Annotated in this window: 25 protein-coding genes; 7 read left to right on the plus strand and 18 right to left on the minus strand. The window is 72.5% G+C overall.

What is annotated here, in order from left to right; all coding sequences use genetic code 11:
• Nucleotides 1–73: 73 nt before the first annotated feature.
• From AC3ETA_RS15305 to AC3ETA_RS15315, 3 genes are all read right to left on the minus strand, one after another.
• The gene (locus AC3ETA_RS15305; RefSeq protein ID WP_432193428.1) at nucleotides 74–1,231 is read right to left on the minus strand and encodes an ROK family transcriptional regulator; all 1,158 of its coding nucleotides are present in this window, start codon (nucleotides 1,229–1,231) and stop codon (nucleotides 74–76) included.
• A 112-nt stretch (nucleotides 1,232–1,343) separates the two neighbouring features.
• On the minus strand, nucleotides 1,344–2,006 hold the full coding sequence (locus AC3ETA_RS15310) for a response regulator (RefSeq protein WP_432193429.1): 663 nt from the start codon (nucleotides 2,004–2,006) through the stop codon (nucleotides 1,344–1,346).
• Nucleotides 2,007–2,020: 14 nt separating this feature from the next.
• On the minus strand, nucleotides 2,021–3,190 hold the full coding sequence (locus AC3ETA_RS15315; protein WP_432193430.1) for a sensor histidine kinase: 1,170 nt from the start codon (nucleotides 3,188–3,190) through the stop codon (nucleotides 2,021–2,023).
• Between the two features lie 108 nt (nucleotides 3,191–3,298).
• Here AC3ETA_RS15315 and AC3ETA_RS15320 point away from each other — a divergent pair, with 108 nt between their 5' ends.
• From AC3ETA_RS15320 to AC3ETA_RS15330, 3 genes are read left to right on the plus strand one after another with little or no spacing between them, the layout of a single operon-like run.
• Nucleotides 3,299–4,219, plus strand: a complete 921-nt coding sequence (locus AC3ETA_RS15320; RefSeq protein WP_432193431.1) for an ABC transporter ATP-binding protein — start codon at nucleotides 3,299–3,301, stop codon at nucleotides 4,217–4,219.
• Between the two features lie 3 nt (nucleotides 4,220–4,222).
• A complete protein-coding gene (locus AC3ETA_RS15325) occupies nucleotides 4,223–4,948 on the plus strand; it encodes an ABC transporter permease (protein ID WP_432193432.1) in 726 nt (241 codons plus the stop codon).
• A 41-nt stretch (nucleotides 4,949–4,989) separates the two neighbouring features.
• The gene (locus tag AC3ETA_RS15330; RefSeq protein ID WP_432193433.1) at nucleotides 4,990–5,418 is read left to right on the plus strand and encodes a hypothetical protein; all 429 of its coding nucleotides are present in this window, start codon (nucleotides 4,990–4,992) and stop codon (nucleotides 5,416–5,418) included.
• Nucleotides 5,419–5,474: 56 nt separating this feature from the next.
• On the opposite strand, the gene mug is transcribed toward AC3ETA_RS15330, so the two are convergent.
• Both mug and purB read right to left on the minus strand, forming a co-directional pair.
• A complete protein-coding gene (gene mug / locus AC3ETA_RS15335) occupies nucleotides 5,475–6,023 on the minus strand; it encodes a G/U mismatch-specific DNA glycosylase (RefSeq protein WP_432193434.1) in 549 nt (182 codons plus the stop codon).
• Nucleotides 6,024–6,036: 13 nt separating this feature from the next.
• Nucleotides 6,037–7,479 (minus strand): adenylosuccinate lyase, encoded by a 1,443-nt coding sequence (gene purB / locus AC3ETA_RS15340; protein WP_432193435.1) that lies wholly within the window; start codon nucleotides 7,477–7,479, stop codon nucleotides 6,037–6,039.
• Nucleotides 7,480–7,793: 314 nt separating this feature from the next.
• Here purB and AC3ETA_RS15345 point away from each other — a divergent pair, with 314 nt between their 5' ends.
• Nucleotides 7,794–8,858, plus strand: a complete 1,065-nt coding sequence (locus AC3ETA_RS15345; protein WP_432193436.1) for a hypothetical protein — start codon at nucleotides 7,794–7,796, stop codon at nucleotides 8,856–8,858.
• 82 nt (nucleotides 8,859–8,940) lie between these two features.
• Here the strand turns inward: AC3ETA_RS15345 and AC3ETA_RS15350 are convergent, their stop codons facing one another.
• From AC3ETA_RS15350 to AC3ETA_RS15380, 7 genes are all read right to left on the minus strand, one after another.
• Nucleotides 8,941–9,723, minus strand: a complete 783-nt coding sequence (locus AC3ETA_RS15350) for an SGNH/GDSL hydrolase family protein (protein WP_432193437.1) — start codon at nucleotides 9,721–9,723, stop codon at nucleotides 8,941–8,943.
• A gap of 72 nt (nucleotides 9,724–9,795) precedes the next feature.
• Nucleotides 9,796–10,809: a hemolysin family protein gene (locus tag AC3ETA_RS15355; RefSeq protein ID WP_432193438.1), complete on the minus strand. Its 1,014-nt coding sequence runs from the start codon at nucleotides 10,807–10,809 to the stop codon at nucleotides 9,796–9,798.
• Nucleotides 10,806–12,146, minus strand: a complete 1,341-nt coding sequence (locus tag AC3ETA_RS15360) for a hemolysin family protein (protein WP_432193439.1) — start codon at nucleotides 12,144–12,146, stop codon at nucleotides 10,806–10,808. Before AC3ETA_RS15360 ends, AC3ETA_RS15355 begins: the two co-directional genes overlap by 4 nt.
• Nucleotides 12,147–12,289: 143 nt before the next feature.
• On the minus strand, nucleotides 12,290–12,715 hold the full coding sequence (locus tag AC3ETA_RS15365) for a GNAT family N-acetyltransferase (RefSeq protein ID WP_432193440.1): 426 nt from the start codon (nucleotides 12,713–12,715) through the stop codon (nucleotides 12,290–12,292).
• A gap of 57 nt (nucleotides 12,716–12,772) precedes the next feature.
• A complete protein-coding gene (locus AC3ETA_RS15370; protein ID WP_432193441.1) occupies nucleotides 12,773–13,678 on the minus strand; it encodes an LLM class F420-dependent oxidoreductase in 906 nt (301 codons plus the stop codon).
• Between the two features lie 46 nt (nucleotides 13,679–13,724).
• Nucleotides 13,725–16,298: an ABC transporter permease gene (locus tag AC3ETA_RS15375; RefSeq protein WP_432193442.1), complete on the minus strand. Its 2,574-nt coding sequence runs from the start codon at nucleotides 16,296–16,298 to the stop codon at nucleotides 13,725–13,727.
• Nucleotides 16,299–16,301: 3 nt separating this feature from the next.
• Nucleotides 16,302–17,126: an ABC transporter ATP-binding protein gene (locus AC3ETA_RS15380; protein ID WP_432193443.1), complete on the minus strand. Its 825-nt coding sequence runs from the start codon at nucleotides 17,124–17,126 to the stop codon at nucleotides 16,302–16,304.
• 199 nt (nucleotides 17,127–17,325) lie between these two features.
• On the opposite strand from AC3ETA_RS15380, the gene AC3ETA_RS15385 reads away from it, so the two are divergent.
• Nucleotides 17,326–17,565: a toxin-antitoxin system HicB family antitoxin gene (locus AC3ETA_RS15385; RefSeq protein WP_432193444.1), complete on the plus strand. Its 240-nt coding sequence runs from the start codon at nucleotides 17,326–17,328 to the stop codon at nucleotides 17,563–17,565.
• A 4-nt stretch (nucleotides 17,566–17,569) separates the two neighbouring features.
• Nucleotides 17,570–17,944: a fic family toxin-antitoxin system, toxin component gene (locus tag AC3ETA_RS15390; protein WP_432193445.1), complete on the plus strand. Its 375-nt coding sequence runs from the start codon at nucleotides 17,570–17,572 to the stop codon at nucleotides 17,942–17,944.
• Here AC3ETA_RS15390 and AC3ETA_RS15395 read toward each other — a convergent pair whose 3' ends face one another.
• The gene (locus AC3ETA_RS15395) at nucleotides 17,945–18,631 is read right to left on the minus strand and encodes a class I SAM-dependent methyltransferase (RefSeq protein WP_432193446.1); all 687 of its coding nucleotides are present in this window, start codon (nucleotides 18,629–18,631) and stop codon (nucleotides 17,945–17,947) included. It lies immediately after the preceding gene.
• A 101-nt stretch (nucleotides 18,632–18,732) separates the two neighbouring features.
• A complete protein-coding gene (locus tag AC3ETA_RS15400) occupies nucleotides 18,733–19,419 on the minus strand; it encodes an esterase/lipase family protein (RefSeq protein WP_432193447.1) in 687 nt (228 codons plus the stop codon).
• Between the two features lie 118 nt (nucleotides 19,420–19,537).
• Here AC3ETA_RS15400 and AC3ETA_RS15405 point away from each other — a divergent pair, with 118 nt between their 5' ends.
• Nucleotides 19,538–21,895: a helix-turn-helix transcriptional regulator gene (locus AC3ETA_RS15405; RefSeq protein WP_432193582.1), complete on the plus strand. Its 2,358-nt coding sequence runs from the start codon at nucleotides 19,538–19,540 to the stop codon at nucleotides 21,893–21,895.
• Here AC3ETA_RS15405 and AC3ETA_RS15410 read toward each other — a convergent pair.
• The 4 genes from AC3ETA_RS15410 to bioB are packed head-to-tail and all read right to left on the minus strand — an operon-like array spanning nucleotide 21,892 to nucleotide 25,724.
• On the minus strand, nucleotides 21,892–22,467 hold the full coding sequence (locus tag AC3ETA_RS15410; RefSeq protein WP_432193448.1) for a hypothetical protein: 576 nt from the start codon (nucleotides 22,465–22,467) through the stop codon (nucleotides 21,892–21,894). The genes AC3ETA_RS15405 and AC3ETA_RS15410 overlap by 4 nt on opposite strands.
• A 36-nt stretch (nucleotides 22,468–22,503) precedes the next feature.
• Nucleotides 22,504–23,220, minus strand: a complete 717-nt coding sequence (bioD, locus tag AC3ETA_RS15415) for a dethiobiotin synthase (protein ID WP_432193449.1) — start codon at nucleotides 23,218–23,220, stop codon at nucleotides 22,504–22,506.
• A gap of 1 nt (nucleotide 23,221) precedes the next feature.
• Nucleotides 23,222–24,520 (minus strand): adenosylmethionine--8-amino-7-oxononanoate transaminase, encoded by a 1,299-nt coding sequence (locus AC3ETA_RS15420; protein WP_432193450.1) that lies wholly within the window; start codon nucleotides 24,518–24,520, stop codon nucleotides 23,222–23,224.
• Nucleotides 24,513–25,724: a biotin synthase BioB gene (gene bioB, locus AC3ETA_RS15425; protein WP_432193451.1), complete on the minus strand. Its 1,212-nt coding sequence runs from the start codon at nucleotides 25,722–25,724 to the stop codon at nucleotides 24,513–24,515. Before bioB ends, AC3ETA_RS15420 begins: the two co-directional genes overlap by 8 nt.
• Between the last annotated feature and the right edge of the window lie 112 nt (nucleotides 25,725–25,836).

The following is a 25,836-nucleotide window of genomic DNA, read 5'->3' on the forward strand; positions in this document are numbered from 1 at the left end:
CCCCCCCCCCTCCTCCCCCCCCCTCGGCCTTCGCACGGCCCGGTGAAGAAGTCGACCAGGCCGGCCGGGCCGGTCAGCGGCGGCCCGTCACCGTGCCCTCCACCGCGAACAGCTGCTCCTCGACATGGTCGAGGGCGAGCCGCAGCGCGCCGGTCGCGACGGCTGCCTCGCCGAGGAGGGAGAGGGCGACGTCCGGGGGGCGCAGGCAGTAGCGGGCCAGTTCGCGTCGCAGGGGTTCCAGCACGCCGTCGAGCCCGGCCGCCCAGCCGCCGACGACGACCAGTTCCGGGTCGAGGGCGAGGACGAGCGCGGCCACGTCGTGGACCAGGCGCTGGATGAAGCGGTCGACGGCCGCGAGGGCCTGCTGGTCACCCTCGCGGGCCTGGGCGAAGACCTCCGCGACGGCGTGCTCGTCGAGAGGCCGCAGGGGCTCGTCCGTGGTCGACAGCAGGGTCTCCGGCGTCGCCTCCCGGCCCAGCAGATGCAGCGCGCCGATCTCACCGGCCGCCCCGCCGTACCCCCGGTGCAGCTGGCCGCCGATCAGCGACCCGGCACCCGGGCTCAACCCGGCCAGCACCATCACCACGTCGTCGGACTCGGTCGCGGAACCCTTCCAGTGCTCGGCGACCGCCGCCGCGTTGGCGTCGTTCTCCACCAGGACCGGGCACTTGAAGGACCGGCTCAGCCGCTCGCCCAGCCGCAGCCCGGTCCACTCCGGCAGCGCGGCGCCCAGCCGCACGGTGCCGTCCGCGTCCACGATGCCCGGCGTCGCGACCCCGACGGCCCGCAGCGAACCACGGGCGACACCGGCCCGCCGCAGCAGTTCGGCGACCGCCGTGCGCACCCGCTCCAGCCGCTCGTCCGCCGGTGCCGTCTCGTCCACGTCCCTGGCGATGGAGCCGAGCACCCGGCCGTCCAGGTCGGCGAGGAGCGCGGCGACCCGGTGCGCGCCTATCTCCACGCCCAGCAGATGCCCCGCCTCCGCCCGGAACCGGAACCGCCGCGCGGGCCGCCCCTGACGCCGTACGACACTCTCGTCCGCCGCCTTCTCGACGACATAGCCCGCCTCGATGAGCCCCTCGACCACGCCCTCGACGGTCGGCCGGGACAGGCCGGTCACCCGGGTGATCTCCGTCAGCGTGGCGGCGTCCGTGGCACGCAGGGCGTGCAGCACCACCGCGGAGTTGATCCTTCGCAGCAGCGAGGGATCCCCGCCGGTCAGCTGCCCCAACGTCCGTCCTCCCAGCTCGTGCGCGTGTTGGGCGGATGCTACTCGCCGGTGCGGACCCCGGCGAGTGCTGGGGACCGCCCACCTGGCCGCGGCCCACCCGCGGCCGGGTGGATCACCCCGGCGCCACGAACCCCGACTCGTACGCCGTGATCACCGCCTGCGTGCGATCGCGTGCCCCCAGTTTCGCCAGGACGGCACTCACATGCGACTTCACCGTCTCCGCCGCGACCACCAGCCGGGCGGCGATCTCCGCGTTCGACAGCCCCTGCGCCATCAGCCGCAGCACCTCGGCCTCCCGCTCCGTCAGCCGGGCCCGCTCCAGCTGCGCGCGGGCCGCCCGGTTCCCGCCGTCAGCGCCGTACCGCGCCGCCAGTTGCCGCACGGAGGCCGGGAACAGCAGGGACTCGCCCTCGGCGACCAGCCGCACCGCGTGCACGATCTCGGCCGGCCGGGCCCGCTTCAGCAAGAAGCCGTCGGCACCGGCGCGCAGTGCTTCGTATACGTACTCGTCGTTCTCGAAGGTGGTGACGACGAGGATCTTCGGCGGCTCGTCGACCGTCCGCAGCACCGCGCGCGTGGCCTCGATCCCGTCCAGCAGCGGCATGCGTACGTCCATGGCGACGACGTCGGGCCGCAGTTGCCGCACCAGCGGAATCACCGCGGCACCGTCGGCCGCCTCCCCGACGACCTCGATGTCGGACTGCGCCTCCAACACGGCCCGCAGGCCCGCGCGTACGAGGGGTTCGTCGTCGACGAGGAGAACGGTGACCGGCATCCGGTCAGCCTAGATCAACTCACCGGCAGCTCCACATGCACCTGCCAGTCACCGTCGGCGGGTCCGGTCAGCGCGTGTCCGCCCAGCAGGGCAGCCCGCTCGCGCACGCCACGCAGGCCGCTGCCCCTGCCGGGCCCGGGTATGTCGGCGGTCAGAGGATTGCGGACGTCGAGGGTGAGCATGCCGTCCGCGACCGCGATGCGCACCCGCGCCGGCACGGAGCCCCCGTGGCGCAGCACATTCGTCAGCGACTCCTGGAGAATGCGATAGCCCTCCCGGGAAACCGGTCCCGGCACGGTGTCCAACGGTCCCGTCATCTCCACGTCGACCTTGGTGCCGGCGGCCCGCGCGGACTCCAGCAGACGGTCGGCGTCCGTGAGCGTCGGTCGGCTGCTGACCGGCCGCTCCGACTCCCGCAGCACGCCGAGCACGCGCTCCAGATCCTCCAGGGCGGCCCGGCCGGTCTCCTCGATGGCGGCCAGGGCCCGGCCGGTGAAGGCGGGATCACCGGCCGCGCGGGCGGCTCCCGCCTGCACGACCGCCACGGTCAGGGCATGGCCGATGGAGTCGTGCAGTTCGCGGGCGATACGCGTGCGTTCCAGGAGATGTTCGGTGCGTTCCTCCAAGGCAGCGAGGCGCTCGGCCGGGGAGGGGCCCAGGAGGCGGAGGGCGAGTGCGGTGATGAGGTGGCCCGCGGCGAGGACGGTCACACCCAGGGCGAGCAGGAACATCGGCACGAGCAGCATGTGCCACCAAGCGTGTCCGGCGAGGACGAACGGCCCGCTCTGCTCGGTGTCGTGCTCGAACGGAGCGGCTGCCAAGTCCACCATCGCGAAGATCAGTTGGGCGCTGACCGTGAGGGTCACGTAGCCCAGCAGCAGTCGCGCCTCCAGCCAAAGGACGAGCCGTCCCCGGTCGCTCCAGGACGCGGACGGCGCGACCACGATGCCGGTGCTCTCGCTGTCGTGCCGGTGACCGGTCAGCAGCAGCCGGGCCTGCAACCCCTCCACGACCCGTACCGCCGGGACCAGCCCCGCAGGGACCAGGGCCGCGGCCGCGATCAACCAGATCCACCACACCTCGCGCACGAACAGCAGCAGGCTCGGCGCCACGACGGCGATGAACAGATGCAGCCATCGTGTGTACGTCACCGCCCGGCCGAACGGGCGCAGCAAGCGGACCATTTCGTCATCGTGCCAGCCACGACTGACAACGGGCCTCCCCCGCACGGGGGAGACGATCTCCACCGGCGGGGGAGGACCCGGACCGGCCCCGGCGGCCAGCCTGCTGCCATGACCAGCATCGAGATCCAGGCCCTCACCAAGGAGTACGGCACCCGGCGCGCCGTGGACGACCTCACCTGCACTGTCCTCCCCGGCCGCGTGACCGGCTTCCTCGGCCCCAACGGCGCCGGGAAGTCCACCACCATGCGACTCGTGCTCGGCCTCGACCGGCCGACGTCCGGCACGGCCACCATCGGCAGCCGGGCCTACGCGACCCTGAGCGAACCCCTGCGCCACGTGGGGGCGTTGCTGGACGCCCAGGCGGCGCACGGCTCGCGCACCGGCCGCGACCATCTGCGTGTCCTGGCGGCGAGCAACCGCATCCCGGACCGCCGGGTCGACGAGACGCTGGAGGAGACGGGGCTGTCGTCGGTGGCCCGTCGGCGGGTCAGGACGTACTCGCTCGGCATGCGCCAGCGGCTCGGCATCGCCGCGGCGCTGCTCGGCGAGCCCGAGGTCGTCATGCTCGACGAGCCGTCCAACGGCCTGGACCCGGAAGGCATCATCTGGATCCGGGGCCTGCTGCGCCGTCTTGCGGAGGAGGGACGCACGGTGCTGGTCTCCAGCCACCTCATGAACGAGACCGCGTCCTTCGCCGACCATCTGGTGGTCCTCGGCCGCGGACGCCTGCTGGCGGACACCCCGATGCGCGAGTTCATCCACGCACGCGTGGAACGCCGCGTCCGCATCCGCACCCCAGACGCCACCGCGCTCAGGACCGCGCTCGCCCGGCACGGGCACGACGCCGTCCAGCACGAGGACGGGCATTGGATCGTGCGCCACGCACGCGTGGACGACATCGGCCGGCTCGCCTCGGAGGCAGGCGTCCCCCTCCTCGAACTCGCCGCGGAGGCAGCCACCTTGGAGCAGGCCTACCTCGATCTGACCGCCACCGAGACCGAGTTCACCGCACCGCCCCAGGAGGCCTGAACCATGGCATTCACGCCCGTACTCCACGCGGAATGGCTCAAGATCCGTACCCTGCGCTCACTGCCGGGAGCGCTGCTGGCGCTGTTCGCCGTGACCACGGCGTTCGCCGCGCCGGCCGCCGCCGAAGGGAGCTCCGACCCTGAGTTCGATCCCCTGTTCACCTCGTTGTCAGGGGTCCTGCCCGGCCAGATCGCCGCCGTCTCGTTCGGCGCCATGGTGGTGTCGTCGGAGTACCACGGGGGTGCCCTCCGGCTGACGCTCGCCGCGGTGCCGCAGCGCGGGCGGTGGTTCGCCGCCAAGATGACGGCCCTCGCGGTGCCGGCCCTGCTCGTCGGTCTGGTCACCGCCCTCGCGGCACTGGCCGTCGCCCGCGCGGGACTCGGCTCGGCGGCGAGCGGGCTCACCACGGCGCAGCAGGTGCGAGGCGTGCTCGGCTGCGGCGTCTACCTCATGCTCATGGCTCTGTTCGCGGCCGGTCTCACCGCCGTGCTCCGCAGCGCGGTGGCCACGCTGTCCGTCCTGATCCCGTTCATCCTCGTGGTGTCCTTCGTCGTCGGCGACGCCGTGGGCACCGTGGCCGACTACTTTCCCGACAAGGCCGGCCAGGTCGTCCTGCACCAGAGCTACGACGGCACCCTCGGACCGTGGTCGGGCCTGACGGTGACCGCGCTGTGGACGGCGGCGGCGCTGCTGGCGGGCGTCTGGAGCGTGCGACGCCGGGACGCCTGACGGCGCGCCAATTGTCAGTGCGGCCGGGTTTACTGGACCCCATGAACATCGCGCGGCACATCGCCCTCATCGACGAGTTGTGCTTCCGCCCGTTCACGGCGGAGCGCAGCGCGTGGCGGGGCGGCGAGAGCGGACCCGGGTACCACGTCGCCGTGTTAGAGAGGAGCCACGGCGACTGCGGGTCACGGGCATCGGCAGTGGAGCAGTTCGAGAAGCACCGCGACGCCCTGCACGAGCCGCTCGCCGCGCGGTGGGGGGAGAAGCCCCCGTGGAACGGCCAGACCACCTTGCTGCGCACGGCGGACGAGGAGATACCCGAGCCCTGGGCCCTGCTCAGCGAACGTGTCCGCGTGGCCTATGTCTGGGAGGCGGTGGGTACGGGCCGTTGGGTCGTGCTGGCAGTCGCCGACCGCGACGAGGACGACGACGTGAAGCTCATAGCGGTGGCCACGGAGACCGACCCGCCGTGACGGCCCGCCGGCGACCACCCGTGGTGAGCGCGAGCCCTGGTCGCCCGGCGGGCCTCTCAGGCTTCGGCCGCCGCCACCCGCAGCCGCCCGTATTCCTCCGCCATCGTCGCCGCCGTCCAATGCGCGTTCAGCCCGCTCGGGTTCGGCAGGACCCACACGCGCGTGTCCCCGATCGTCCGCTCCTGCGGACCCACCTGGGCCTTGCGGTCGTCGAAAGCCGCCCGGTAGGCGGTGACCCCGACGACGGCCAGCCGGCGCGGCCGCAGCCGCTCCACCTTCGTCGCGAGCAGCCGCCCGCCCTCCCGGTACTCCTCCGCGCTCAGCTCGTCGGCCCGTGCGGTCGCCCGCGCGACGACGTTCGTGATGCCGAGCCCGTACGAGAGCAACTCATCCTGCTCCGACGGCTTCAAGAGCCTCGGTGTGAAGCCGGACAGATGCAGCACCGGCCAGAAGCGGTTGCCGGGGCGGGCGAAGTGATGGCCGGTCGCGGCCGTCATCAGACCCGGGTTGATACCGCAGAACAGCACCTGGAGGCCGTCCGCGACGACATCGGGGACGAGTCGGTCACGGGCGGCCGCCAGCTGCTCCGGCGTGAAGCGCGTCATCCGCAGAGCGGGGTCAGAGGATGGCCCCGGGCGTATAACCGGCGGCCTCCGGGCGCTGCTTCACGATCTCCTCGATCCGGCCGACGACCACGCCGACCTGGTCCGCGGCGGCGCCCGTGAAGGACAGCTTGTCGGCCATCAGCGCGTCCAGCCCGGCACGGTCCAGCGGGATCCGCTCGTCGGCGGCGAGCTTGTCGAGCAGCTCGTTGCGCTCGACGCCCTGCTCGCGCATCGCCAGCGCGGAGGCGACGGCGTTCTCCTTGATCGCCTCGTGCGCGACCTCCCGCCCGACGCCCGCGCGCACCGCGCCCATCAGCACCTTGGTGGTGGCGAGGAAGGGGAGGTAGCGGTCCAGCTCCCGAGCGACGACGGCCGGGAACGCGCCGAACTCGTCCAGCACCGTCAGGAACGTCTCCAGCAGGCCGTCCAGCGCGAAGAACGCGTCCGGCAGCGCGACGCGGCGCACCACCGAGCAGGACACGTCGCCCTCGTTCCACTGGTCGCCCGCCAGCTCGCCGGTCATCGAGGCGTAGCCGCGCAGGATGACCATCAGGCCGTTCACGCGCTCGCAGGAGCGGGTGTTCATCTTGTGCGGCATCGCGGAGGAGCCGACCTGGCCCGGCTTGAAGCCCTCGGTCACCAGCTCGTGCCCGGCCATCAGCCGGATCGTCTTGGCCAGCGACGACGGCGCCGCCGCCAGCTGCACCAGCGCGGTGACGACCTCGTAGTCCAGCGAGCGCGGGTAGACCTGGCCGACCGAGGTGAACGCCTGCGAGAAGCCCAGGTGCGCGGCGATCCGGTGCTCCAGCTCCGCCAGCTTGGCCGCGTCGCCGCCGAGCAGGTCGAGCATGTCCTGCGCCGTGCCGACCGGTCCCTTGATGCCGCGCAGCGGGTAGCGGCCCAGCAGTTCCTCGACCCGGCCGTACGCGACGAGCAGCTCGTCGGCGGCGGTCGCGAACCGCTTGCCCAGCGTGGTGGCCTGCGCGGCGACGTTGTGCGAGCGCCCGGCCATGACCAGCTCGCCGTACTCGCCGGCCAGCTTGCCCAGACGCGCCAGCACGGCCACCGTACGGTCGCCTACCAGCTCCAGCGACAGCCGGACCTGGAGCTGCTCGACGTTCTCCGTCAGGTCGCGGGACGTCATGCCCTTGTGCACGTGCTCGTGCCCGGCGAGGTCGTTGAACTCCTCGATCCGCGCTTTCACGTCGTGCCGCGTGACCTTCTCGCGCTCGGCGATCGAGGCCAGGTCGACGGTGTCGAGGACGCGCTCGTAGTCGGCGATCGCCTCGTCCGGCACCTCGATGCCGAGGTCCTTCTGGGCCCGCAGCACGGCGAGCCAGAGCCGGCGCTCGAGCTTCACCTTCTCCTCGGGGGACCAGAGCGTGGCGAGCTCGGTGGAGGCGTAGCGTCCGGCGAGGACGTTCGGGATGCGGGGCTTGGCGGGCGCAGAAGTCACGTGTACGGAGTTTACCCGGCGTCCTGACGGCCCCCGACGGAGCGGCCCAGGTCAGCGGTGCTCCGCGTGCGGCCCTCCGGCCGGTCCGCGAGACGGACGGTATCGGCGCGGGCGATCGGGTGAATTCCCAGTCCATCGACGCGTCCTGGTTTCCTGGGGCCTCCACATTTCGTTCATAGTCTGCAAGTCGTGGCGAGTTTGAGCGCGCGGCATCCCGGCTCCTCCCACGATCTAGCCGATCCCGGCATTAGACGCCATCGCGCCCATGGCCGGCGTCGGCTTCCCCATTTCTCCCGAGAGAAAGACGAACGACAATGCGACAGGCTCTGACCAGGGGATTGATCGCGGCTGCCGCCGCGACGAGCGCCCTGTCCCTGTATGGCACAGGCGCGTCCGCGGCCCCACTCGTGCAGGGCGCCGTGGCGAAATCCGCCGCCGCACTGCCGGGCCATTCGGATCCCTGGGACTCGGACGGGCTGCACGAGCAGCTGGACGAGAAAATCGGCAGCATGCACGAGAAATTCGGCGAGGCGCAGGACCAATTCCAGCAGGTGCAGAAGAAGCTCGACAACCTGGATCTGCCGCGACCCGCTTCCGGCGAGACCACGTCGGGGCACGGCAACTCCGGCTACGGCACCGACGCGCCGAGCTCCCAGGGCTACGGCTCCGAGAAGCCGGCCGACCACGGGTACGGCTACGGCTCCGAGAAGCCCAAGGACCACGGTTACGGCTCCGAGAAGCCGGCCGATCACGGCTATGGCTACGGCAGCGAGAAGCCGGCCGACCACGGGTACGGCTACGGCTCCGAGAAGCCCAAGGACCACGGTTACGGCTCCGAGAAGCCGGCCGATCACGGCTATGGCTACGGCAGCGAGAAGCCGAGCGATCACGGCTACGGCTCCGAGAAGCCCAAGGACCACGGTTACGGCTCCGAGAAGCCGGCCGATCACGGCTACGGCTACGGCAGCGAGGGGCCCAAGGACCACGGCTACGGCTACGGCAGCGAGAAGCCGCGCGACCACGGCTACGGGCACGACAAGGCCCGTGACCACGGCTACGGCTACGGCTCCGAGAAGCCCGGCGACCACGGCTACGGGCACGACAAGCCGGGCGGCCACGGCTACGGAGACGACCACGGCTACGGGGACGACCACGGCTACGGGGACGACCACGAATGCGGCCACGGCCACGGCTACGGCTGTGACGAGCCCGGCCCCGAGCCGACCAAGAGGGCGCCGGGCAAGCCGGGCCACCCCCACATGCCCGACACGGGCATCGGCGCCGAGGGCGTCATCGGCGGCGTCGCCGCCAGCGGTGCGCTGCTGGTCGCCGGCACCGTCCTGTACCGGCGCAGCCGGGCCGCGTCCCGTCAGTCGTAGGGCGAACGGCGTCGGCGTACGGCCCGTGGCGGTCGTGCGGTCCGGCGCCCTCGGGCAGGCGTAGGCCCGGGATCCCGCGGGCCTACGCCGCCGGACCCTCGTACGGCAGCAGTTCGGGGCGCTTCGCCGGCAGTCCGTCCCCGGAGGAGCGTCCCGTCAGCCGTCGGCCTATCCAGGGCAGCAGGTGCCGACGCGCGAACCGTGCGTCGGTGACCCGCCGCGTGACCCAGCCCGGCGGCACGGTGGCCGGCATGGGCGTGCGCCACTCGGTGTCCTCGGGGTCGTAGCCGAGGCCCTGCCACACCGCCTCGGCGACCCGGCGGTGGCCCTCGGCCGTCAGATGCAGCCGGTCCACGTCCCACATGCGCGGGTCGCTCAGCGAGGCGGCGCCGTAGAGGTCGACGACGACCGCGCCGTGCCGCTCGGCCACCTCGTCGACGCAAGTGAACAGCTCCTCCATGCGCGGCCGGAACCGTTCCAGGACCGGGCCCTGCCGACCCGGGCTGCGCATCAGCACCAGTTGCCGGCACGCCGGGGCGAGCTTCTCCACGGCCTCTTCCAGCAGGCCGCGTACCCGTCCCATGTCGCACTTGGGGCGCAGGGTGTCGTTGAGTCCGCCGACGAGGGTGATCACATCGGCGTTCATCGCGGCCGCCACGTCGACCTGCTCCTCGACGATCTGCCCGATCAGCTTCCCGCGCACCGCGAGGTTGGCGTACCGGAAGCCGGGGGCGCGGGCGGCCATCCGGCCGGCGAGGAGGTCGGCCCAGCCTCGGTAGGAGCCGTCGGGGAGCAGGTCCGACATGCCCTCGGTGAACGAGTCGCCGACCGCGACCAGGCTGTTGTGTGCGGGGTTCGTCTGCATGGCGACAGGAATGGTATCCCGGCTCCATACCTGCCGGTCGGTCGGGCACGGGCCGGGCCCACCACCTCGCTCTCAGGCCCGCTGTCCGAACAGCTTCCGCAGCACGTCCTCCATGGTCACGAGTCCGGACAGGAGCCCGTCGCTGCCCAGCACGGCCGCCACATGCGTCCGGCTGCCCCGCATCGCCGTCAGGACGTCGTCGAGCGGTGTGCTCTCCCGCACCCGGGCGATGGGCCGCATGTCCGCTACCTGGAACGGGACGTCCTGCTGTATGGCGTCCAGGGCGTCCTTCACATGCAGGTAGCCGACGATGCGGCGCCCGTCGTCCACGACCGGGAAGCGGGAGAAGCCCGACTCGGCCGACAGCCGCTCCAACTCCTCCGGCGTGACGCCCACGCGCGCGTAGACGACCCGTTCCAGCGGAAGGACCACGTCACGCACGGGCCTGCGGCCCAGTTCCAGGGCGTCGTGCAGCCGTTCCCGCGCCCGCTCGTCGATGAGCCCGGCCTCGCCGGAGTCGCGCACCAGCCGTGCCAGTTCCGCGTCCGAGAAGGTCGCCGTGACCTCGTCCTTGGTCTCGACGCGCAGGAGCTTCAGCAGCGCGTTGGCGAAGGCGTTGATCGTGAAGATCACCGGCCGTACCGCGCGGGCCAGCGTGACCAGCGGCGGTCCGAGCAACAGGGCGCTGCGCACCGGCTCGGCCAGCGCGATGTTCTTCGGCACCATCTCGCCGAGCAGCATGTGGAGGTAGGTGGCCAGCGCCAGCGCGATCGCGAAGGAGATCGCCCGCCCGGCGCCCTCCGGCACGCCGAGCGCGTGGAACACCGGCTCCAGCAGATGCTCGATCGCCGGTTCGGCGACCACACCCAGCACCAGCGTGCACAGCGTGATGCCGAGCTGTGCCGCCGCCATCAGCGCGGACACGTGCTGCAAGCCCCACAGCACGCTCTTGGCGCGCCGGTCGCCCTGCTCGGCGTACGGCTCGATCTGGGAGCGGCGCACGGAGATCAGCGCGAACTCGGCGCCCACGAAGAAGGCGTTGACGACCAGCGTCAGAAAGCCGATGAACAGCTGTACGGCGGTCATCGCCCGTCCTCCTTCTCGGTCGCGGCGGCGTCGTCCAGCGGCGCGTGCAGCAGTACCCGCGCGGCCCGCCGCCCGGCGGCGTCCACGACGTCGAGCTGCCAGCCCACGACCTCGACCCGGTCACCCACGGCGGGGATACGGCCCAGTTCGCTGGCGACGAGACCGGCCAGGGTCTCGTACGGCCCCTCGGGTGCCCTCAGGCCCACGCGCGCGAGCTGGTCCACCCGGGCGGAGCCGTCGGCCGAGAACAGCGCCCGGCCCTCGTCGTCGCTGCCCGCCGGGGCGAGGTCGGGCGTCTCGTGCGGGTCGTGCTCGTCGCGGACCTCGCCGACGACCTCCTCGACGATGTCCTCAAGGGTGGCGACACCGGCCGTACCGCCGTACTCGTCGATGACGACGGCCATCGTGCGCTTGCCGGACAGCCGGTCCAGGAGCCGGTCGACGGTGAGCGTCTCGGGGACCAGGAGCGGCTCGCGCATCAGCTCGGAGACGGGGACACGGGGCCGGCGCTCGGCCGGTACCGCGAGGATGTCCTTGATGTGCGCGGTGCCCACGACCGCGTCGAGACTGCCGCGGTAGACCGGGAACCGGGACAGCCCGGTCGCCCGGGTCGCGTTCGCCACGTCCTCGCAGGTCGCCTGGGCGTCGAGGGCGACGACCTGGACGCGCGGGGTCATGACGTTCTCCGCGGTCAGGTCGGCCAGGTTCAGGGTCCGTACGAAGAGCTCGGCGGTGTCCGCCTCCAGGGCGCCCTCCCGGGCGGAGTGCCGGGCGAGGGCGGCCAGCTCCTGGGGGCCGCGGGCCGCCGCGAGCTCCTCGGTGGGCTCCACGCCGAAGCGGCGCACGATGCGGTTCGCCGTGTTGTTCAGGTGCGTGATGAACGGGCGGAAGACCGCGCTGAACCAGCGCTGGGCGTTGCCGACCCGCTTGGCCACGGCCAGCGGGGAGGAGATCGCCCAGTTCTTGGGCACCAGCTCGCCGACGACCATCAGGACGACGGTCGACAGGGCCGTGCCGATCACCAGCGCGACCGAGCTCGCCGTCGAGCGGGAGACACCCATCGACTCCAGCGGGCCCGCGAGCAGCGTGGCGATCGACGGCTCGGCGAGCATGCCGACGACCAGGTTGGTGACGGTGATGCCGAGCTGCGCGCCGGACAGCTGGAACGTCAGGTTCCGTACGGCCTTCAGGGCGCCGGCCGCGCCCCGCTCACCGCGCTCCACGGCCCGCTCCAGCTCACCGCGCTCGACGGTGGTCAGCGAGAACTCGGCCGCGACGAAGGCACCGCAGGCGAGCGACAGCAGGATCGCCACCAGAAGGAGGAGCACTTCGGTCATCGGGTCACCTCCGTCCCATGGTCGGACAGGGTGGGGAGGATCGCTCGATGTCTGCTACTGGGAGGCTCGCCCATGGGCGGACGCTCACACCTTTCATTGGAGGACCGAAGTGGTTCACCAATAGTAAAGGATCGGCAAAGCAGTCAGTCCGTGAGCGGCTTCACCCACCGCCGCCAGTGCTCCTCGGGCGCGTACCCGGCCGCGCGCCAGGCGTGATGGGCGATCTCGTTCCGCTTCAGCACCATCGCGTCGCCCCGGCGCCCGCCGAGCCGTACGAACCGCTCCTCGGCCGCTTCGAGCAGCGCCGCACCGATGCCCCGGCGCCGCCGCTCGGGGTGCACCGCCAGCCGGTACAGATGGCACCGCCAGCCGTCGAAGCCCGCGATCACCGTGCCGACCAGCTCCCCGGCCAGCTCGGCCAGGATCAGCGCCTCGGGGTCGCGGGCGACCAGCCGCTCCACGCCGTCCCGGTCGTCGCTGATGCTCGTGCCCTCGGCGGCCGTCTTCCAGAAGGCCAGCACGGCGTCGAGGTCGTCGGCCGTCGCGGCCCGTATCCGCAGATCAGTCATGCCGCGAATCCCATCACGGGCGGCGGGCCGCGGCGCCGAATTCCGGCATGCGGACGGCTACTTGCCACGCAGGCTCTCGATCACCGGCGCGAACGCCTCCATGCAGGGCTCCAGCACGGTCAGATACGAGAACCCGTACCGCTCACGCTGGGCGAGTACCTGCGCGGTGATCTGCTCCAGGGTGCCGATCAGGAGGATGGGCAGGGCCAGCGCCTGGTCGAGGGTGATCTCCGGGACCCGGTCCAGGAGGGGCTGGACCACGGCCTCGCGGTCCTGCGTCACGGTCACCATCTGCAGGAGCAGGTTCAGTTCGGCCGGCTCCGCACGGTCCGCCGCGAACCCGTGGTACCGGGCCACGCGCTCGTCGAGCCGGTCGGCCGTGACGGGGATCAGCCGCCCGGTGGAGCTCTTCGGGTCCGGGTACGCGCCCCCGAACGCCGCGATGTCGGCGTGCTCGGCGGTCAGCCGCAGGACCCGGTTCCCGTTGCCGCCGACCAGCAGCGGCACTCGCGGCTTCTGCACCGGCTGCGGATGGTACGACCCGGACCCCAGCAGCCGGTCGAGCTCCTCGACCGTGCGCCGCAGGTGGTCCACGCGCTCGCCGGGAGTGCCGAAGGGCAGCCCCGCCGCGTCGTGCTCCGCCTCTACGTACCCCGCGCCCAGCCCGAGTTCGAGCCTCCCGCCGGTCAGGGCGTCGGTCGTCGCCACCTCGCGGGCGAGCAGCGCCGGGTTCCACAGGCCCGCGTTCAGCACGAACGTGCCCAGGCGCGCCCGCTCGGTCGCCCGCGCCGCCGCGACCAGGGCCGGGAACGGCGCGGGCATGCCCAGGTGGTCGGGGACCAGGATCACGTCGTAGCCGAGTTCCTCGGCCCGGCGGCACTTGGCCCGCCATTCCTCGGCCGGGGCGGAGGTCATCAGATTGACGCCGAAGCGGAACGGACGCGGGCTCACCGGGTGCGACACGAACTCTCCTCGCCTGCATGGGACTTGAGTGCCTGCCGCGATTCCATCACTCGTGCGCGATGGCCGCCAGAACATTCATGCGCGATGCACGCAACGCGGGCAGCAGCGCCGCCACGACCCCCACCACGGCCGAGCCGATCACCACAGCGACGATCGTGGACCACGGGATCGCCAGCGCCGTCATGCCCTGCAGCGCCAGCACCTGCTGGGTGCACACACCCCACACCAGCCCCAGCGCGAGCCCCAGGACCGCGCCGAACACCGCGATCACCACCGACTCCAGCCGGATCATGCGGCGCAGCTGCCGTCTGGCCAGACCGATGGCCCGCAGCAGCCCGATCTCCCGGGTGCGCTCCACCACCGACAGGGCGAGCGTGTTGACGACGCCGAGCACCGCGATGATGATCGCGAGCCCGAGCAGGGCGTACACGAGGTAGAGCAGCACCGCGATCTGGTCGTGCACGAGGTCCTTGTAGTCGGCGATGTCGCGGACCTGCACCTGCGGGTACGGGTCGAGCGTCTTCTCCAGGCCGGCCCGCAGGTCGTCCGCGCTCGTGCCGGAGGCGGCGTTGACGTACACGGCCGCGTCCTGCCCGCCCGGTGCGTACTTCTGGAGGGTGGCCAGGCCGAAGTAGATCCCGCCCTGGCTGCCGAACCCGTCCGCGGACTCCTGGTCCGTGAGGGCGCCCACCGTCAGCTCGGCCGTGCGGCCGCCCTGGAACTCGACGGGAACGGCGCTGCCGACGCGCACGCCGTGGTCCTCGGCGAAGTCCTTGTCCATCGCGAGGTGTCCGTCCGCGAGCGCGGCCGCGGAGTCGCCCCGGGCGTAGGTGATGTTGGCGACCTTGTCGAGCTGCGGCTCGTAGGCCGCGGCGGTCGTCTTCACACGGTCGCCGTCCGGGAGGCGTACGGCGATGGTCGTGAACTGCGAGCGTACGACGAGCCCCACGCCCTCGGTGTCGCGGATCCGCTCGGTGATCTCGCGCGGGAACGGCACGAAGTTGCCGTTCTGCACCACGAAGTCGGCGCCCAGCGTCTTGTCGATCTGCTGGTCGAACGACTTGGTCATCGAGGCGCTGGCCACCGACATCCCGCCGACCAGGGCGAGGCCCACCATCAGGGCGGCCGCGGTGGCGCCGGTCCGGCGGGGATTGCGCAGGGCGTTGCGCTGGCTCATCCGGCCGATCGAGCCGAAGAGCGCGGGGAAGGCGCCGCCGAGGACCCGGATCACGGGCCGGACGAGCAGGGGTCCCGCGATCACGGTCGCGATCAGCGTCAGGAGTACGCCGAGGCCCAGCAGGGACGCCGCCGACGAGGTCCTCGACGCCGTGGCGCAGCCCACCAGGGCCGCCGCACCGGCCGCCCCGATCACCGCGCCGAGGAGGGCGCGCAGCCGCAGCGGACGCCCGATCTCGGAGGTCTCCGCGTCCGCGAGGGCCGCCATCGGCGAGACGCCCGCCGCGCGCCGGGCCGGGAGATACGCGGCCACGAAGGTGACGCCCAGGCCGACGACGTACGCGGTCACCGGCGTGCCCCAGCCGACGACCATCTCGTCCGTCCGGATGTTCATGCCCAGCAGACCCATCAGCTCGATGAGTCCGGCGGCCAGCCCGACGCCGGCCGCGAGGCCCGCCGTGGAGCCGACCAGGCCGAGCAGCAGTGCCTCGGCGAGCACCGAGCGGCGGACCTGGCGCCGGTCCGCGCCGAGCGCCCGCAGCAGCCCCAGCTCACGGGTGCGCTGGGCGATCAGCATGGAGAAGGTGTTGACGATCAGGAACACCCCGACCAGGACCGCGACCCCGGCGAAGCCGAGCATCACGTACTTGATGATGTCGAGGAATCCGCCCAGCTGCTCGACGTCCGACTCGGCCTGCTCGTCCGCGGTGCGCAGTTCGTAGGCGGCGCTGTCGCCGCCGAGCGCGTCGCCCACGCGCCGCTTGAGCTCGGCGTCGCTGACGCCGTCGGCCGCGTCCAGCGTGATGCCGGTGGCGCCCTTCGGGTCGCCGATCAGTCTGCTCTGCGCGGTCGGGGTGTCGAAGAAGACCAGCGCGGCACCGGGGTTGGTGGTGGTGAAGGTGACGATGCCGACGACCTCGACCGGGAAGGAGCCCTCCTGCCCGATGACCGTCAGCCGGTCGCCGATCCGTACGTCCTTGTCGTCGGCGGTGTCCGCGTCGATCATCACCTGCCCGTCGCCCTTCGGGGCGTGACCGGAGGTGAGCTCCACGGGGCTGCGCTCGGTCGGGTTCCAGGCGGTGCCGATCGTGGGGGCTCCCGTGGTCGGGCCCACCGACTCGCGGTCCCTGTCGACGACCGTGATGCCGTCCACGTCCACGTCCGCGCGGGCCGCGGCGACGCCGGGGACCCTCGCGAGGCGGTCGGCGAGCGAGGCCGGCAGGGTCGGGGTCTGTCCCGAGGGGATCGTCTCGTCGAAGGTCTCTTTCGGGGTGACGGTGACGTCGGCGGCGGTCGAGGCGAAGAGCCGGTCGAAGGTACGGCTGACGGTGTCCGAGAAGATCAGGCTGCCCGCGACGAACGCCACGGAGAGGATCACCGCCAGGGCGGACAGCAGCAGTCGGCCCTTGTGTGCGAGGAAGCTCCTGAGTGTCGCCTTGAGCACCGGTCAGCCCTTCTCGGGCGGCTCTGCGAGAGGAGCCTGGTCGCCGGCCGCGGCGTTCCCGCCGGCGAACAGGCGCATCCGCTCCAGTACGGCCTCCGCCGTCGGGCGCTCCATCTCGTCGACGATCCGTCCGTCGCCCAGGAACAGCACCAGGTCGGAGTGGGCGGCGGCGCCCGGGTCGTGGGTGACCATCACGACGGTCTGCCCCAGCTGGTCGACGGCCTCACGCAGGAAGCCGAGCACCTCCAGGCCGGCCCGGGAGTCGAGGTTGCCGGTCGGCTCGTCGGCGAAGATCAGCTCCGGCCGGGAGGCGAGCGCGCGGGCGCAGGCGACGCGCTGCTGCTGGCCGCCGGAGAGCTGGGAGGGCCGGTGCCCCAGCCGGTCCCGCAGCCCGAGGGTGTCGATGACCTGGTCGAGCCACTTCTCGTCGGGCTTCTTGCCCGCGATGTCCATGGGCAGCGTGATGTTCTCGGCCGCGTTCAGGGTCGGGATGAGGTTGAACGACTGGAACATGAACCCGATCCGGTCCCGCCGCAGCCGGGTCAGCTCGCGGTCCTTCAGACCGGTGATCTCGGTGTCGCCCAGCCAGACCTGGCCCGCCGAGACGTTGTCGAGGCCGGCCAGGCAGTGCATCAGCGTGGACTTCCCGGAGCCCGACGGGCCCATGACCGCCGTGAAACGGCCGCGTGCGATGTCGACGTCCACCGCGTCGAGGGCCAGCACCGTCGTCTCACCCGAGCCGTACGCCTTGGTCAGGCCGCGGGCGCGGGCCGCGATCCCGTCCGCCGACGCGGGGCCCGGGACGTACCGGGCAGCTGCTGTGGACAAGACCGCCTCCTACACGGAACGCACGCAACGACACTCGTCCCCGCCGAGCCTAATGTGATCCACCACACACCGGGTATCCCTCCGAGGTCCCGGTCGCTCTCCGCCCCAGGTCGGGTCCCCGGTATCGGTGTAAGGGGCACCCTCTCGCCGTGCGGCGAAGCCCTTGCCGGTGCTAGCGAAACCGCGCTAGCTTCGAGGTATGGCGAAGACCCAGCTGAACGTGAGAGTGGACGAGGGCACGGCCCGCGCCGCCCGTGAGCGCGCCGTGGCCCGCGGCATGAGTGTCAACCGCTACATCGAGGAACTGGTCAAGCAGGACACCGGCGAGGTCGGCCACACGTTCGTGGAGGCCGCCGCCGACTTCATGAAGCAGTACGAGTCGGTGTTCGTCGAGGAGTTCGGCACTGACCGCGAGGGCTCGCGCGAAGGTCGCCACTGATCCGTTGAACGAACTGAACATCGACCTTGCCTGGCTGCTCATGCTCGCCGAGAAGAGGACACCGGGGGACCCCCAGGTCACCGACTGGGGAGCCCTCGTCGCGGCCGTCGAACGCCATCAGGCCCGGATATTCGACGTCCCGGTCTACGACAGCCCGCACGCCCGAGCCGCCTCCCTGCTCCAACTGCTCGTCCACGTCCCCGCGCTGGAGCGCTCCAACGCCATGTTCGCCTCCGCCGTCGCCTACGCCTACCTGGTCGCCAGCGGCCTGAAGGTGGTCACCTCGCCCGAGCAGGTGCGCGACCTGGCACGGCTCGTGAAGAGCGGCGAGGCCACGGTGCACGACATCGCGCAGGAACTGCGGCAGTGGAGCCTGTGACTACTCGCTGAGCGGCGGCCGCCACGCCGTGCCGAGGAAGCAGTACGACGAAGGGAGCGTCGGCCCGTTCTCCGGCATCATCACCTGCCGGTAGGGGCCGAGTTCGAAGCCGGCCTCCCTGAGCGCGGCGACCGGGGCGCGCGACACATGGCAGCCGCCGCTCACCAGTGGCCACACCGTCCGGTCCAGCGCGCGCTGGGTGAGGAGCATCGCGCGGCCACCGCCCCGGCCGTGCTCGAAGAACCGCACGACACCGCCGGGTCTGAGCACCCGCCGTATCTCGCCGAGCGCCCTCGGCACGTCCCGGACGCTGCACATCACCAGCGACAGCACCGCCGCGTCGAAGGCCTCGCTCTTGACCGGCAGGGCCTCCGCCGCGCCCGGCACCACGTCCACGGGCACCTCGGCGCGCTGCGCGGCGTCCACCGCCAACGTGCGCAGCAGGCGCTCGGGTTCGATGGCGACCACCTCCGAGACGGAACTCGGATAGTGGGCGAAGTTCAGACCGTTGCCGGCGCCGATCTCGATCACCCGGCCCGACAGCCCGGTCAGCAGCCGGTCGCGGATGCCGGCCATGCCCATCCGGGTCTCGGCGTTGACGCTGATCCGGGCGTAGCAGCGGGCGAACAGCGGATGGTGCACGGCATCCCGTGCCACCTTGCCGGAACCGGCGGACCGCAGGGCCATGGGGACCTCCCGGGCAGGACACGACTCACCCTGATTGTCCCCACTACCGGGCCCGCGCACCCCCGCTGTACGCTCCGGCCGCCGCCCGGGCGGCCCCGGGCTCAGCCGATGAAGTCCCGGACCTGCTCGTACACGCCCTGGTCGTTGTTCATGTCGGTGTGCGAGACGCACCCGACCTCGACGTTCGTCGCGCCGCTCAGGATCGCGGTGGTGTCGGGCGTGAGCGCGTTGTCGCAGTTCGACCAGTAGCTGGCGTACGACACGCTGCCCGGGGTCTCGTCGCCGGAGTTCAGCGAGGTCAGGAAGGAGCTGCCGGTGTTCATCTGCGCGCAGGAGGTGTACAGCCACGCGCACCACGCCGCGGTGGACGTGCCGTGGTTCACGCCGGCCGTCGAGACGAAGTCGTCGACGTACGACGTCCCGCCGAGGTTCTTGAGGTAGTAGCGGGCGCTGAGCGTGCCCATCGAGTGGACGACCAGGTCGACCTTCGAGGCGCCCGTGCGGGCGAGCACGTTTCTGATCTCGGTCGCGAGCTGCTGGGCGGTGGTGACGTTCGACTGGGACCAGTCGTACGACCAGGCGTCCAGCTCACCGGCGGCGTAGCCGTCGGTTCTGAAGTAGCCGGCCCAGTCGTCCCAGCTGCTCGCCGAGCTGCTCAGACCGTGCACGAAGACCACGGGGTTGCGGGCGGCGGCCTGCGCGGGTGTGGGGGAGAGGGAGAGTGACAGAAGGAGCGTGGCGGCCAGGGCCGTGAGACCCGTGGCGATGCGACGCGGGGTGCGCTGCATGATGCCTCCTGAAACGTGTGGGGTTGCCAGGAGTGTCGAGCCGGGTCTACGCGCGCCGCATCGGTGAAATCGCCGGTCTTTACGATTCAAGTAACCCGCCAGTAACGTCATTTGTGTGGTGACTCCGGTGAACCCCCCACCTCTTGACCGCACTTCGCCACCGCAGCGCACGGACGCGTGGCACCAACCGGCCGCCGGCCTCTCGGAGGGCGTCCGGGTGCGCGTGCTGCGCGCTGTCCACGGCGATCCGCGTGCCGCCGCCGAACTCCTCCCGCGCCTCACCGCACGCCAGGCGGCCGGCACCGACCCGCTCCCCACCGAGCCGGCCGAACTGGCCCCGGCCCTGCTGCGCGAACACCGGGCGGAGATACGCGCGTTGCCGGACGACACCCGCCTCCTGCTGCTCCTCGCCGCGGCCGACCAGTACCCGGTCTCCACCGACGCCTTCCTGCGCGCCGTCGTCGCGGCCCGTCTCGACACCCGGTGCCTGGACGCCGCCGAGGCCGCCGGGATCGCGCACGCCGGAGCGGGCGGAGTGGCGTTCCGCGACGCGTGGACGCGGATCGCGGCCTACGAGAGCGGCACCCCGGCCGACCGCCGTGACGTCCACCGGCTGCTGGCCCGCGTGCTGCGCGGTGAGGGCGAGACGCCGTCGCGCTCCTGGCACCGGGGCGCGGGCGCGCTCGGCCCCAGCGGGCGGCTGGCCGCGGAACTCTCCGCCGCGGCGGGCAGGGCGGCCGGCACCGGGCGCCTGTCGGTGGCGCGGACACTGGCGGAGCGGGCCGCCGCGCTGTGCCCCGACCACGCCGAACAGCGCCGTCTGACGGCCCGAGCCGCCGCCTACGCGTGGCGCTCCGGCGACGGTGACCGGGCCCGTCGGCTCGCGGCGACCGCCGCCGACGACGCGCTGAGCGGGGTGCTCGCGCTGAGGGCGGGAAACGCGACGGAGGCGTTCGACGCGCTGCTGACGGGGGCGGGGGCCGCGGCACCCACGGCATCGGCCCGGGTGGCCCCGCCTGCCGCCGTCCCGCCTTCGGGCACCCCGTGCGCTGTCACTCCGAACACCTCGCGCGCCGTGACCCCGGCCGACCCACGCGCTGTCACGCCGGTCGTCCCGAGCGCCCTCACCTCAGTCACCCCGTCCAGCACCACCCCGCCCACCCCCGCCACCCACCTCCTCGCCCGAGCCACCGAAGCCGCCGTCTACACCGGTGACCTACGCCGTCTGCGTGAGGCAGCGAGAGTCGCCGGCCGGCTCGGTGTCGTGCCGCCCGGCACGCTGGGCGGGCTGGTGGCCGCGTGCGACGGGCGGTACGCGGACGCGCGTGACCTGCTGAAGTCGGCCGCCGGGCGGTGCGGGCCCGGCGGTGACCCCACCGTCCTGATCCACGCCGCCATCGCCGCCCTGCTGCTCGGCGACCACACCCGCGCGGCCACCGCGACGGTCCGCGCGGCCGCCTCGGCCCGGGCGCGGGGCACCCCGGTGACCGTGCCGCAGGCGATGGAGTTCCGGGCGTACGCCGACTTCTGGACGGGACGCCCCCGGGGCGGCGAGGCCGCCGCGACGGACGCGTTGCGGCAGGCCCACGCCACCGGTCAGGACAACGGCGCCTGCCATCTCCAGGCCGCCCTCGCCATGTTCGCGGCGCTGACCGGGGACGCCGACGTCTGCCGCGAACGGTCGGCGACCGCTCGGTCCTACGCCCTGGCGCGTGGCCTGGGGCTGCCCGCCGCTCTCGCCCAGTGGGCGCTCGCGTTCCTCGACCTGAGCAGCGGTCGCTTCGCCGCGGCGGCGGCCCGGCTGCGCGCCCTGGCCGGATTCGGCCCAGGCCACGGCCACCGGGCCATCCGCCATCTGGCCACCCCGCACTACGTGGAGGCAGCCGTCCGCACCGGCGACACCCGGGTCGCCCGCGTGGCGCACGCCGCCTACGACCGCTGGGCCGGCACGGTACTCAGCCCCGACGACCTGGCACTCAGCGCCCGCTGCCGAGCCCTGCTCGCGCCCGGCGAGGAGGCGGTGGACCACTACCGCACAGCCCTCGACCTGCACTCCCGCGGCACCCGCGACTTCGAACGCGCCCGCACGGAACTGCTGTACGGCAGCGCCCTGCGCCGACTGCGCCGCCGTACCGAGGCCCGCGACCGTCTGCACAGCGCGCTCGAGGCGTTCGACTCCTTCGGCGCCCCGCACTGCGCCACCCAGGCCCGCACCGAACTCCGCGCCCTGGGTGTTCCGGCGGCCCCGGCCCGCACCGCCCCCGACAGTCCGGCCGTCACCCTCACGGCCCAGCAACTCCTGGTCGCCCGCATGGCCGCCGACGGCGCCACCAACCGCGAGATCGCCGCCCGTCTGGCTCTCAGCCCCCGCACGATCGACCACCACCTACGAGGCGTCTTCACCCGCCTCGGGATCCGCTCCCGCATCGAACTGGTACGTCTCCTCGCCGAGAGCGACGAGGACGGGTCCGGTTAGCCCTCCGAGAACGCGCGGGCGAACCCGGCGACATTCCGCGGGCAGGCCCAGACCTCCCGTGTCATCCGGCCTTCGAACCGGTCGTCCGGCTCATCGCCGGGCCGGAGGCCGTCGGCGGCCGGGCCGGAGCCGTCGTCATCGGTGCCCCGCTCCGGACGGGCCAGCATCTCCAGCACATGCCGGAGGCTGTCCGACTCGTCGTCGTCCGGCATGTCGTCACACGGATGCTCCTCGTGCGCGCAGTCCGCCGGACCGAGGGTCCGCTCGACGGCGGCCATCGCCCTGAGCACCTGCGCCTCGGCGGCCGGGTCCGGGTGGGCGTAGATCACGTGGGGACCTATGAGCACCAGCCCGAACGTCCACAGAGCCGTGTCCCGTCCACCCGCCGCCACGCTCGCCTCCAGGCTTCTCGCGCAGGCCAGGACCATCCCCGGCGTATCGCCGAGGTGGTAGCCCTGCCGGATCTCGTCCCACTCCTCGATCAGGGCGTCCCACTCGGCGGGCGTGGCGGGGCCCGGAGCGGGCGGCGCTTCATCGTCGTGGAGGTCTTCGACCCTGTCCGCGTTCACCATGATCAGAGCATGGCACGTGGGTCGGACAGTGCGGCCTCAGGCCGTGACCCGCCCCCGGAACCCCTCCGCGTCCCACGTCCCGAACAGTCTCGGCGCGAGCCAACCCGGTGCCGCCGTGCGGAAGCCGGCGGGGGCCAGGGCTCCGGAGCCGGCCGGGACCGCGCCCAGCAGCGGTGCGCCGGCGACCTCCGGCAGATCCGCGACGTTGCAGCGCGACGCCAGGTCCGCTTCCTCGGGCCAGCTGCCGATCACCACGCCGAGCAGGTCCAGTCCCCGGCGGCGGAGTTCACGTGCCGTCAGTTCCGTGGTGTTCAGGGTGCCCAGGCCCGCCGAGGCGACCACCAGGACCGGCGCCGCCATCAGCTCCGCCGCGTCCGCCAGGGTGCCGCCCGATTCGTCGAAGCGGACGAGGAGACCGCCCGCTCCCTCCACCAGCACCAGATCGTGCTCGGCGGCCAGCTTGGCGGCGGCCTCCGCGATCTCGTGCGGGCGCACCGCCGCCCGCCCGGCCCGGCGGGCGGCCGTCGCCGGGGCCAACGGGTCCGGGTAGCGCGCGAGTTCGGCGGTCGTCACAAGGCCCGCGAGGCGCGTGACCTCCTGCGCGTCGCCGTCCTCGTCCGGCCGTACGCCCGTCTGCGCGGCCTTCAGCACGGCCACCGACCGGCCCGCGCCGCGCGCCGCCGCGGCGACCGCGGCGGTCGTGACCGTCTTGCCGACCTCCGTGCCCGTGCCCGTGATCACCAGTACCGGCATGTCAGCCCTCCCGCGCCGCCGCGCACACCGCGCGGGCGATCCGTGCGACATCCGCGTCGCCCGTGACGTACGGCGGCATCGTGTAGACGAGGTCGCGGAACGGCCGCAGCCACACGCCCTCGCGCACGGCGGCCGCCGTCGCCGCCCGCATGTCCACCTCGTGGTCCAGCTGGACCACCCCGATGGCGCCGAGGACACGTACGTCCTTCACGCCCGGAAGGTCCGACGCGGGAGCCAGTCCATCCCGCAGACCCGTCTCGATCCGCCTGACCTCGGCCTGCCAGTCCTGCCCGAGCAGCAGCTCGATCGAGGCGCAGGCCACCGAGGCCGCCAGCGGGTTGCCCATGAAGGTCGGGCCGTGGGCGAGCACCGGCACCTCGCCGCGCGAGATGCCGTCGGCCACACGCGTGGTGCACAGCGTGGCGGCCATCGTCAGATAGCCGCCGGTCAGCGCCTTGCCCACGCACATCACATCCGGCGTCACCGCCGCGTGGCCGGCCGCGAACAGCGCACCGGAGCGGCCGAACCCGGTGGCGATCTCGTCGAACACCAGCAGCACGTCGTGCGCGTCGCACGCCTCGCGCAGCACCCGCAGATACGCGGGGGAGTGGAACCGCATCCCGCCCGCGCCCTGCACCACCGGCTCGACGATCACCGCCGCCAGTTCGTCCGCGTGCCGCTCGATCAGCGACCGCAGATGCTCGGCGTACGTCTCGTCGTACTCGGCAGGCGGCGGGTCCGCGAACACCTGGCGCTGGAGCACGCCGGCCCACAGCTCGTGCATGCCGCCCTCGGGGTCGCACACCGACATCGGCTGCCAGGTGTCCCCGTGGTAGCCGCCGCGCCAGGTCAGCAGGCGCTGCTTGCCGGGACGGCCCAGCGAGCGCCAGTACTGGAGGCACATCTTGACCGCGACCTCGACCGACACCGAACCCGAGTCGGCGAGGAACACATGCTCCAGACCCTCGGGCGACATGTCGACAAGGAGCTTCGCCAGGCGAACGGCGGGCTCGTGGGTGAGCCCGCCGAACATCACATGGCTCATCCGCGCCAGCTGCTGCTGCACGGCCTCGTTGAGCACCGGGTGGTTGTAGCCGTGGATCGCCGACCACCAGGACGACATGCCGTCGACCAGTTCGCCCGAGCCGTCCGCGAGCTTCAGCCGCACCCCGCTCGCCGACTCCACGACGAGCGGTTCGCTGCGGCCGGGCATGGGGCCGTACGGGTGCCACACATGCCGCCGGTCGAGTTCCAGCAGCTCGGAGACGGTCAGGCCGGGCACGGTGAGCGGGTCAGGCATTGGGCGCGAGGTCCGTTCCGGCGCCCCGGCGGCGCACGGCGACCAGGTCGGTGCGCGGCTCGCCGGCCGGAGCGGCAGCGGGAGCAGCGGCAGCGGCCGTACCGCACACACCGCCCCCTTCGTGCGATCCGCACCCGGCGCTCTCGTGCGACCCGCAGCCCCCGGCCTCGTGCGATCCGCAGCCGGCCTCGGCCGCCTCGGTCCGGTGCTCCGGCAGCGTCACCTGGTCGGTGCCCTCCACCTCGAAGCCGGCGTCGGCGATCATCTCCAGGTCGGCCTTGCCCGCCTGGCCCTCGGTCGTGAGGTAGTCACCGAGGAAGATCGAGTTGGCCAGGTTCAGGGCCAGCGGCTGCATGGTGCGCAGGTGGACCTCGCGGCCACCGGCGATGCGCACCTCCACGTCCGGGCACACGAACCGCACCATCGCCAGGATCCTCAGGCAGCGCTGCGGGGTGAGGTTCCACTCCTTGGCCAGCGGGGTGCCCTCGACCGGGATCAGGAAGTTGACCGGCACCGAGTCCGGGTCCAGCTCGCGCAGCGAGTAGACGACGTCGACCAGGTCCTCGTCGCTCTCGCCCATGCCGGCGATGAGACCGGAGCACGCGGACAGCCCGGCCCCGTGCGCCTTCTGCACGGTGTCGACGCGGTCGGCGTAGGTGTGCGTGGTCGTGATGTCCCCGTACGTCCCTTCGGACGTGTTGAGGTTGTGGTTGTACGCGTCGGCGCCCGCGTCGCGCAGCCGCTCCGCCTGTCCGTCGGAGAGCAGGCCGAGGCAGGCGCACACCTCGACGCCGTCGTTCTGGTCCTTGATGGCCTTGATGGTCTCGGAGACCCGGTCCACGTCACGGTCGGTCGGGCCGCGCCCGGACGCCACCAGACACACCCGCTTGGCGCCACCCGCCAATCCGGCAGCCGCCGCCTGGGACGCCTCGTCCGGCTTGAGCCAGGTGTACTTCAGGATCCCGGTGGTGGAGCCGAGACGCTGGGAACAGTAGGAGCAGTCCTCGGGGCACAGGCCCGACTTCAGGTTGACCAGATAGTTGAGTTTCACCCGTCGGCCGAACCAGTGCCGGCGCACCTTGCCGGCCGCGGCCACCACATCGAGCAGGTCGTCGTCGGAAGTGGCGAGGACGGCCAAGGCTTCCTCGCGGGTCGGCAGCTCGCGCCGAAGCCCCTTGTCCACCAGCGTGTTCAGCAGGTCCATGGAAGCTGATCCTGACGTACGGAGGGCGTCCGAGCCAAGGTGAGTTTGCACAACCCTGTCGTTTCGATGTGTGGGTATTGCCACACCGTGGGCGGGCCGCCGTACGGCTAGG

It is taken from the genome of Streptomyces sp. bgisy027, assembly GCF_057710365.1.

Bases quoted from the DNA above. Each gene is read 5' to 3' on its own strand.
- AC3ETA_RS15420 (WP_432193450.1), bottom strand. From the start codon at position 24,520: ATGCCTGACCCGCTCACCGTGCCCGGCCTGACCGTCTCCGAGCTGCTG.
- AC3ETA_RS15345 (WP_432193436.1), top strand. From the start codon at position 7,794: ATGCGACAGGCTCTGACCAGGGGATTGATCGCGGCTGCCGCCGCGACG.
- AC3ETA_RS15365 (WP_432193440.1), bottom strand. From the start codon at position 12,715: ATGACTGATCTGCGGATACGGGCCGCGACGGCCGACGACCTCGACGCC.
- AC3ETA_RS15330 (WP_432193433.1), top strand. From the start codon at position 4,990: ATGAACATCGCGCGGCACATCGCCCTCATCGACGAGTTGTGCTTCCGC.
- AC3ETA_RS15315 (WP_432193430.1), bottom strand. From the start codon at position 3,190: ATGGTCCGCTTGCTGCGCCCGTTCGGCCGGGCGGTGACGTACACACGA.
- AC3ETA_RS15360 (WP_432193439.1), bottom strand. From the start codon at position 12,146: ATGACCGAAGTGCTCCTCCTTCTGGTGGCGATCCTGCTGTCGCTCGCC.
- bioD (WP_432193449.1), bottom strand. From the start codon at position 23,220: ATGCCGGTACTGGTGATCACGGGCACGGGCACGGAGGTCGGCAAGACG.
- AC3ETA_RS15310 (WP_432193429.1), bottom strand. From the start codon at position 2,006: ATGCCGGTCACCGTTCTCCTCGTCGACGACGAACCCCTCGTACGCGCG.
- AC3ETA_RS15400 (WP_432193447.1), bottom strand. From the start codon at position 19,419: ATGCAGCGCACCCCGCGTCGCATCGCCACGGGTCTCACGGCCCTGGCC.
- AC3ETA_RS15385 (WP_432193444.1), top strand. From the start codon at position 17,326: ATGGCGAAGACCCAGCTGAACGTGAGAGTGGACGAGGGCACGGCCCGC.
- AC3ETA_RS15350 (WP_432193437.1), bottom strand. From the start codon at position 9,723: ATGCAGACGAACCCCGCACACAACAGCCTGGTCGCGGTCGGCGACTCG.
- bioB (WP_432193451.1), bottom strand. From the start codon at position 25,724: ATGGACCTGCTGAACACGCTGGTGGACAAGGGGCTTCGGCGCGAGCTG.
- AC3ETA_RS15355 (WP_432193438.1), bottom strand. From the start codon at position 10,809: ATGACCGCCGTACAGCTGTTCATCGGCTTTCTGACGCTGGTCGTCAAC.
- mug (WP_432193434.1), bottom strand. From the start codon at position 6,023: ATGACGCGCTTCACGCCGGAGCAGCTGGCGGCCGCCCGTGACCGACTC.
- AC3ETA_RS15395 (WP_432193446.1), bottom strand. From the start codon at position 18,631: ATGGCCCTGCGGTCCGCCGGTTCCGGCAAGGTGGCACGGGATGCCGTG.
- AC3ETA_RS15325 (WP_432193432.1), top strand. From the start codon at position 4,223: ATGGCATTCACGCCCGTACTCCACGCGGAATGGCTCAAGATCCGTACC.
- AC3ETA_RS15410 (WP_432193448.1), bottom strand. From the start codon at position 22,467: ATGGTGAACGCGGACAGGGTCGAAGACCTCCACGACGATGAAGCGCCG.
- AC3ETA_RS15320 (WP_432193431.1), top strand. From the start codon at position 3,299: ATGACCAGCATCGAGATCCAGGCCCTCACCAAGGAGTACGGCACCCGG.